General features: G+C 67.9%; 7 protein-coding genes. 3 read left to right on the forward strand and 4 right to left on the reverse strand.

Going from position 1 to position 7988, the window contains the following annotated elements; translation table 11 throughout:
* Positions 1-98: 98 nt before the first annotated feature.
* From moaD to uvrC, 3 genes are read right to left on the reverse strand one after another with little or no spacing between them, the layout of a single operon-like run.
* The gene (moaD, locus tag EQG76_RS04630; protein WP_159711017.1) at positions 99-350 is read right to left on the reverse strand and encodes a molybdopterin converting factor subunit 1; all 252 of its coding nucleotides are present in this window, start codon (positions 348-350) and stop codon (positions 99-101) included.
* Positions 347-949 carry a CDP-diacylglycerol--glycerol-3-phosphate 3-phosphatidyltransferase gene (gene pgsA, locus EQG76_RS04635; RefSeq protein ID WP_159711019.1) on the reverse strand — a complete coding sequence of 201 codons (603 nt, stop codon included), beginning with the start codon at positions 947-949 and terminating at the stop codon, positions 347-349. The genes moaD and pgsA overlap by 4 nt, the downstream gene beginning before the upstream one ends.
* Before the next feature lie 14 nt (positions 950-963).
* Positions 964-2880, reverse strand: a complete 1917-nt coding sequence (gene uvrC, locus EQG76_RS04640; protein WP_159711021.1) for an excinuclease ABC subunit UvrC — start codon at positions 2878-2880, stop codon at positions 964-966.
* Between the two features lie 407 nt (positions 2881-3287).
* On the opposite strand from uvrC, the gene EQG76_RS04645 reads away from it, so the two are divergent.
* On the forward strand, positions 3288-5753 hold the full coding sequence (locus EQG76_RS04645; RefSeq protein WP_159711023.1) for a hybrid sensor histidine kinase/response regulator: 2466 nt from the start codon (positions 3288-3290) through the stop codon (positions 5751-5753).
* On the opposite strand, the gene EQG76_RS04650 is transcribed toward EQG76_RS04645, so the two are convergent.
* Complete coding sequence (locus EQG76_RS04650; RefSeq protein ID WP_159711025.1) at positions 5725-6039, reverse strand: cupin domain-containing protein; 315 nt, start codon at positions 6037-6039, stop codon at positions 5725-5727. The genes EQG76_RS04645 and EQG76_RS04650 overlap by 29 nt on opposite strands.
* Positions 6040-6215: 176 nt before the next feature.
* Here EQG76_RS04650 and EQG76_RS04655 point away from each other — a divergent pair, with 176 nt between their 5' ends.
* Together EQG76_RS04655 and EQG76_RS04660 are read left to right on the forward strand one after the other, a co-directional pair.
* Positions 6216-7307, forward strand: a complete 1092-nt coding sequence (locus EQG76_RS04655) for a hypothetical protein (RefSeq protein WP_159711027.1) — start codon at positions 6216-6218, stop codon at positions 7305-7307.
* A 324-nt stretch (positions 7308-7631) separates the two neighbouring features.
* Positions 7632-7988: hypothetical protein (locus EQG76_RS04660; protein ID WP_159711029.1), on the forward strand; the 357-nt coding region annotated here is incomplete at its 3' end.

Below are 7988 nucleotides of genomic sequence, written 5' to 3' on the forward strand. Positions count from 1 at the left end.
AGCTCGCGACCCCGCCGATGCCGGTATTGCCGGCGGTGAGCTGCGCCAGCTCCTGACCGACATCGAACGGCTCGGCCTGGACGCGCACCGCCACCGCGTCAGCCCCCGGTGACCGGCGGGAAGAAGGCGACCTCGTCGCCGTTCGCCACCGGATGGTCGCGGTCGACATGGCGCTGGTTGACCGCGCAGCGCACGATGCCCTTGGCGCCGACCGCCTCAGCGAAGCCTGGGTGACGCTCGCCCAGATGGGCCATCAGCCCGGCCACGGTAGTCACACCGTCCGGCAGCTCGATGGTCTCGGACGGCGTGCCGGTGCGCTGCCGCAACCAGGCGAAATACAGGATCTTCAAGGCTGACGGGCTCCCAGCGGTGCGGTGGGATGGGACGGCGGGGGCGGCGGGTGGCCGGCCGCCATGTGGCGCAGCCCGGCGTTCAGATAGTCCCAGCCGGTGAGCAGGGTGAGGGCCGCGGCCAGCCAGATGCCCCAGAAGCCGACCATCTCGGTGAGCAGGAAGTCCGGGCCGGCCGGACCCAGGATCAGGAAGCAGATTGCGACCATCTGCACCGCGGTCTTCCACTTGGCGAGCGGCGTGACCGGCATACCGACCCGTACCTCGGCCATGTATTCGCGCAGGCCGGAGACGGCGATCTCGCGCAGGAGGATGACCACGGCGGGGATCAAAGGTGCCCGGTGGAAGCCCACCAGCATCACCACCGTGGCGCCCACCAGCAGCTTGTCGGCGACCGGGTCCAGCCAGCGGCCGAAGGCGGACTGGAGGCGCCAGTTGCGCGCGATCCAGCCGTCCAGCAGGTCGGTGGTGGCGGCGAGCAGGAAGATCGCGCAGGCGACCCAGCGTGCCCAGTTCCCCTCGACATAGAACATCGCCATGACCACCGGGATCAGGGCGATCCGGAACAGGGTCAGGATGTTCGGCAGGGTCATCTGCAACGGGACGGGCTCCTTCAGCCGCCGCGGAAATGGTCGTAGATGGTCCGCGCCATGGCGGCGCTGACGCCGTCCACCTGCTCCAGGTCCTGGATGCCCGCCTCCGCCACGCCCCGTGCCGAACCGAAGCGGGCGAGCAGGGCCTTCTTGCGGCGCGGGCCGATGCCGGGAACCGAATCCAGCGCCGACCGCTCGGTCCGCCGGCCGCGCCGGCCGCGATGGGTGGTGATCGCGAACCGGTGCGCCTCGTCCCTGAGCCGCTGAATGAAATAAAGCAAGGGATCGCGTTGCTCCAGCGCGATCGGCTCCTCCCGGCCCTCCAGGTGGAGCTTCTCCCGCCCCGCATCGCGGTCCGGCCCCTTGGAGACGCCAACCAGGCACTGCTCCTCGATGCCAAGCTCGTCCAGCACGGCGCGGGCGGCATGGAGCTGGCCGGCCCCGCCATCGATCAACACCACGTCCGGCCAGGCAGGAGTGGCCCGCTCCGGATCCTCCTTCTGCAGCCGGGCGAAGCGCCGGCCGAACACCTCGCGCATCATGGCGAAGTCGTCGCCGGGCCTGGTCTCCGGGCTCTTGATGTTGAAGGTGCGGTAGCCGGACTTGTCGAAGCCCTGCGCGGTCGCGCGCACGCACACGCCCACCGCGTCCGAGCCCTGGATGTGGCTGTTGTCGTAGATCTCCACACTCCTGGGCGGCTCGTCGGTGCCGAGCAGGTTGCCCAGCGCCTCCAGGAGCCGGGACTGCGCCCCTTCCTCGGCAAGCCGGCGGGCCAGCGCTTGGCGGGCATTGGTGCGGGCCAGCTCCACCAGCTTCAACTTGTCGCCGCGCTTGGGCGTGGCCAGCTCGACCTTGCGCTTGGCGTGGAAGCTGAACGCCTCGGCCAGGAGCTCGCGGCTCGGCACCTCCTCTGACAGGAGCAGGAGCGGCGGGGCCACCCGGTCGGCATAGAACTGCGCCAGGAAGGCCTCCAGGATCTCGGCGGGCTCCGCGTCCTTGGTGTGCGCCGGGTAGTAGGGCCGGTTCCCGTTGTTGCGCCCGCCCCGGTAGAAGAACACCTGGACGCAGGCGGCACCGCCTTCCACCGCGAGCGCCACCACGTCGGCATCGTCGACCGATTCGGTGTTGATCCCCTGGTGCGCGGTGACATGGGCCAGCGCCTTGATCCGGTCGCGGATCGCCGCTGCCCGCTCGAACGCCATCGCCTCGGCCGCCTCCGTCATCTCGCCTTCCAGGCGCGCCTGGACCTCGCGCGAGCGGCCCGCCAGGAACAGCTTCACCTCGCCCACCAGGCCGGCATAGTCCTCCTTGGAGATCCGCCCGACACAGGGCGCGCTGCAGCGCTTGATCTGGTGCTCCAGGCAGGGCCGGGAGCGGTTGTGGAAGATGCTGTCCTTGCACGAGCGCAGCGGAAAGGCGCGGCGCACCGCCTTGAGCGTCTGATCGACCGCACCCGAGGAGGCGAACGGGCCGAAATAGTCGACACCCTTGAGCCGGGTGCCACGATGCTTGCGGATCTGCGGGAAGTCCTGCCGGGTGTCGATCGCGATGAACGGGAAGGACTTGTCGTCGCGCAGCAGGATGTTGAAGTGCGGGCGGAGCTGCTTGATCATGTTCGCTTCGAGCAGCAGCGCCTCCACCTCGGTATGGGTGGTGACGAACTCCATGGCCCGGGTGAGCACGATCATTCGGCGGATGCGGGCGCTGCACTGCTCCGGCCTAGTATAGGCGACCACGCGCTTCTTCAGGCTCTTGGCCTTGCCGACGTAGAGGGCGGCCCCCTTCTCGTCGAGCATCCGGTAGACGCCGGGCGCGTTCGGCAGGCGGGCGATCTCCCGGCGGATCAAGTCGGCCCCTTTGAGGATGGCCGGGTCGGCGTCCTCAAGCAGGACCGGCGGGACATCGGGAACGGGCAGCTGAGAGTCGACGTCAGGCATGCTCGTCATCTGACGATGCGCAGGGGTTTGGTCAAGCGAGCGGCGGGCGGGAAAGATCCGCCTCCGGTGGGCCGGCCCCGGCCGGGTGTGTCCGGCCGGCTGGCGCCAAGTGGAGGAAGTGCATCAGCCGGGATGGGATTGTTCATCATTTTTTCCGGAAATCAAAACACGCTACCTTACATGGCGAGCCTTCCGTCCGCTGACGATTGCAGCAATGATATCGCCATGCAGATACAGCGTCTCAATAAATTCTAATGCCCTCTGGCATGAGAAACATCTTCGGCTTGCTGGCGCAGAGGTTCAATTCCCTGAGCCCATGGCAGGCTGGGCTCCTGGTTGCGCTCGCCTGCCTGGCTTGCTGCGCCCTCCTGGCCTCACCGTTGCTGGAAATGGACCGCCAACGGGTTTTGGCCACTGCCGAGGGCCGGCTGACCGCCACCAGCCTCGCCGCGGCCAGTTCCGTCCGCAGGGACCTGGATGCACTGGACCTGCTCGTGTCGATCGCAGTCCAGGAACTCGCCCAGGGCCAATTCAGCATCGCCCGAGTGTACAGACGGCTATCCCGCAGCATAGTCGAGTACGACAAGGGCACCAGCGACCGCAACGTGATCATCACCAACAGCAAGGGCAGGGTCCGGCTTACCAGCGTCGTGCCAGGGAGCAGCTTCGACCTCAGCGACCGGGAGTATTTCAGGGTTCACCTGGAGAACCATGCCAGGGGCATGGCAATCGGTGATCCGGTCATTTCTCGATACCCGCCCTTCCGCCGGATCGTGCCGGTCAGCTGGCCGCTGCGCTCCGCCACCGGTCAACTGGCAGGGGTGGTCGTGGTAAGGGCGAACGTGGATCTGTACGCCCGGATGTTCGCCGACCTGCTGGCCGAGCCGGAGGAGACAATAGCACTCGTCGACGGGTCGGGCGAACTCTACGCCCTGGACGCCAGGCACTGGCCGCACTTCGATGCGGCTCCGCCGCGTCCGCCTGCCCTGGACGAATGGCTCCGCTCGGGCACTGCGGCGGCCGGCAGCATGGTACTGGCCAAGCATGTCGTCTCGGTCGCGGAGGTGGGCGAGCTGGGCCTGTGGGTGGTCGCAGCGAAGCCGGCCGCCGCACTGCTCGCCGAATGGCGGGTGCACGTCACCATCGCCATCGCGTCCAGCATCGTCTTCAGCCTCGGCGCCGGCTGGTTCACCCATGCGCGCCAACAGAACTTCGCGCTACTGCGCAAGACGCTCGGCCAAGCGGAAGCGGCCGCCGCCCAGGCCAGGCTAGCGCAGGCGAAGGCGGAGGAAAGCGAGCGGGCCAAGGCGCAGTTCCTGGCGGCGATGAGCCACGAGATCCGCACGCCGCTGACTGGCGTGCTCGGCATGACTGATCTTCTGGCAGCCGAACCGCTGGGCCCGCGCCAGCAGAACTATGTCCGCTCGATCCAGCTCTCCGGCCATCACCTGCTGGGCGTGATCAACGACATCCTCGACTTCTCCCGGCTTGAAGCCGGCGGCCTCCATCTGGACGAGGTCGACTTTTCCCTGTCCACGGTCGTGATGCAGGTGCAGGCCATGATGGCGCCCCAGGCGATCGAGCGCGGGCTGGCGCTCGACTTCGACCTCGACCCACAGCTGCCGCCGGTGGTCCAGGGCGATCCGGCCCGGCTCCGGCAGATTCTCGTCAACCTGATCGGCAACGGGCTGAAGTTCACGAGCCAGGGCGGCGTCCGGATGACGATCCGCCGGTGCGATGACGGCTACGAGGGCTGGTTCCGGTTCGAGATCCGCGACACCGGCATCGGCATCGATCCGGAGCGGCTGAAGGACCTGTTCCAGGCCTTCACCCAGGCCGACCGCTCGATCGCCCGGCGTTATGGCGGTACCGGTCTCGGCCTCGCGATCTGCCAGCATCTGGTGCAGCTGATGGGCGGCCGGATCGGTGGAGAAAGCATGCCCGGCCGGGGTAGCCTGTTCTGGTTCGAGCTCCGCCTGCCCGAAGGCGACCGGAGCCTCCCTGAGCAGCAGGCCGATCCGGATCCGGCCTCGGGTCCACCGCTGCGGATCCTGGTGGCCGAGGACGTCGAGGTGAACCGCGACCTCCTGCACGCCATCCTGACCAGGGGCGGCCACTCGATCACCTTCGCCCGGAACGGCCGGGAGGCGGTCGAGCAGGCCGGCCAGGGGGAGTTCGACATCGTCCTCATGGACGTCCAGATGCCGGAGATGGACGGGATCGAGGCGACGCAGCGGATCCGGCAGCTGCCCGCGCCCCACGGCAGCGTCGCGATCGTGGCACTGACCGCCAATGTGATGGAGACCGAACGGCGCCGCTGCCTGGACGCCGGCATGAACGACGTGCTGACCAAGCCGATCGCCTGGGGGGAACTGTATCGGGTCCTGGCCGGGATCCACCGGCCCGCCTCCCGGGCGGACGCTGCACCGGCCCCTGCTGCGGCACCGGCCCTTCCGGCAGCGCCGGCCGATGGCATTGCGGCCGATCCCCTGCTCGACCATGCCCGCATCGAGGCGCTCACCCGGATGGCCGGGGCGGCGCGAGCAGCGAAGTTCCTGCGTGATGCGCTGGTCTCGGCAAAGGAGCTGGTGGCGGAGATCCAGCGGCTGAAGGACGATCTGCCCGAGGCCGCCAAGCCGGCGCACCGTCTGGCCGGGACGGCGCCGAGCTTCGGCCTGCTGCGGATCGGCATCCTGGCACGCAGGATCGAGCATGAGGCACTGGCGGGCAGGCAGATCGACCTCCTGACCGGGGAGCTGCAGGACGTGTGCGAGGCTACCGCGCAGGAGCTGGCCCGGCATGATCCGGAGGTCGAGCAGCCCTACGCGGGTGCCTGCGGCCGGCCTAGCGCGGCAGCAGGTCCGGCCGCTTGATCTCGATCTCGATGAAGGCGATCGGGTGGGGCGAGCCGTTCATCACGTCGTGCTTGATGCCGGACGGCCGCCCGTAGGACTGGCCCTGGACGAGCGGCACGTCGGTGACCTTGTCGCCGTCGTGGATGCGCAGCGTCCCATCCACCAGCATCACCACGAAATAGGGCCAGCCATGCTCGTGCCAGCCGGTGGCGGCACCGGGCGCGAAGTCCCAGCGGGTGATGCGCACGGCCTGGTCGTCCTGCTGGATAGTGGGAACGGCCGGCACGTCGCAGCGAAAGGTCATGGCGGGCATCTCCTGGCGGTCCTTATCGCCATGGGGCGCGGGCGCCGGAGCGTCAAGCCGGCGGGTTTCCAGAAATGGGCGATCCGGCTATGGCATCTGCCCATGCTGGAACACCGGGATCCGGCCCTGCGCGCGGCCGCGACGCCGGCCGACGCCCGCACGGGAAGGAGCCGGGCTTGACACGGGTCGTCCATCACATCGTCCTGGCGCTGAGCCTCCTGGCCGGCATCCTGGCTGGCACCCCTGGCGCCGGGCCGGCCCTGGCGGCCGACCCGCCCTGGGGCGTCTACGACCCGGCCCGGCCGGGCAGCCTGCGCCTGCGCAGCTTTCCCCTGACGCGGATGCCGCAGCCGGTGGAGGAAGCGCCGGCCAGGAGCTTCAAGCTCTACCAGAGCTTCACCTTCGCCAACCAGCCGGACGGCCTGGACAGATGCGGCCTGACCCGGCTGCCGCTGCTCACCCCGTCCCTGTTCTTCCCGGGCGGCAAGTCCACCGACCGGATCGACCGCGCCTATGTCAACCAGCGCCTGGGCAAGATCGAAGCGATGTTCACGCCGAAGAGCGGCGACATCGGCATCGTCAACATCGAGGGGGCCTGGAGCATCAAGCGCACCGATGCCCCGGCCGTGGTGCGGCAGAAGGTCGACCGCTACCTGGACGTGCTGGACTATCTGGAGGACCGGCTGGGCAAGAAGTACCGGTTCGGCGTGTACGGTGAGGCGCCGCTGAAGGACTATTTCAGCTACCAGACCGACTATTTCGGCCACCCAGCCAGTGTGCAGTACCTGGACTTCATCCAGGCACCGGCCCTGGCCGCCCAGGCGAATCTCGGCATCGAGCGGCTGGCGCGCCGGTCCGACGCGCTGTTCCCGCCGCAATACACGCTCTGGTACGATGATCTCGGCCGCACCGAAGCGGAGCGCTGGCAGCTCACGGTGCAGGGCTGGATGGTGGCGGCCCGCGAGTCGCTGAAGGTCGCGAAAAGCTGGGACCGGCCAGTCTACCCGTTCGTCTGGATGCAGTACCACAACAAGATCAACGTGCCGGAGCTGGCCAACAAGTTCCTGCCCAAGGGCTTCTTCGCCTACCAACTGGAGACGCTGCGCAAGCTCGGCGCCGACGGCGTCGTGATCTGGGGCACGCTCGGCCCCGACGGGACCGGGCGGGCAACCTTCGACAAGAACGCCGACTGGTGGCGGGAATTACTCGCCTTCGCCCGGACAAACGGGGCGGATCTTAGCGGCTGCACGCTGCTTCCCGACCGCTGAGCCGGCGTCGTTCGTTCATCCTCGGGTTGACCGGATGACGGCAATCATTCATCTCCTGGCTGAACTCTGATTTTCAGGAGCAGCCAGTTGCGGACGCTTTCGCTAGCTTCGACTTCGGCCCTGATATTCACCGCTTCATTCCTGATGCTTAGCTCAACATCTTACGGAAATCTTCCAGAAGACATTCCTGAACCCACGGATATTTCAGCTCGCCATGGGTTCAGCCTGCCGTTACCAGCAGAAGTTCTGAGCAGCATCGGAGCCGGTGACCTGGTCACCTCCGCGGATGACGGCAGTGTTTTCCAGGAAGATGCCTTCCAGGTCGTGGCGGCCGCCGCCACGACGGTCCCGGCGCCGAAGCCGTTCCGGCTCTACTACAACTTCACCTTCGCCAACCAGCCGCAGGGTCTGGAGAAGTGCGGGCTGACCCGGCTGCCGCTGCTGACGCCCAGCTATTTCTTCAAGGGCGGCAAGATCCGGGACGAGATCGACACCGCCCATATCGACAGCAAGCTGGAGGCGATCCGCAAGGTCGCGGCTGGCTCGGTCGACCGGCTGGCGACGGTCAACATCGAGGGCTCCTGGAGCATCAAGCGCACCGACCAGCCGGCGGTGGTGCGGCAGAAGGTCGAGCGCTACATCGCCCTGCACCGCTACCTGAAGCGCAAGCTCGGCACCGGC

This window comes from Geminicoccus flavidas, assembly GCF_009806515.1.
Classification (GTDB): Bacteria; Pseudomonadota; Alphaproteobacteria; order Geminicoccales; family Geminicoccaceae; genus Geminicoccus; species Geminicoccus flavidus.

Bases quoted from the DNA above. Each gene is read 5' to 3' on its own strand.
- EQG76_RS04650 (WP_159711025.1), bottom strand. From the start codon at position 6,039: ATGACCTTTCGCTGCGACGTGCCGGCCGTTCCCACTATCCAGCAGGAC.
- uvrC (WP_159711021.1), bottom strand. From the start codon at position 2,880: ATGCCTGACGTCGACTCTCAGCTGCCCGTTCCCGATGTCCCGCCGGTC.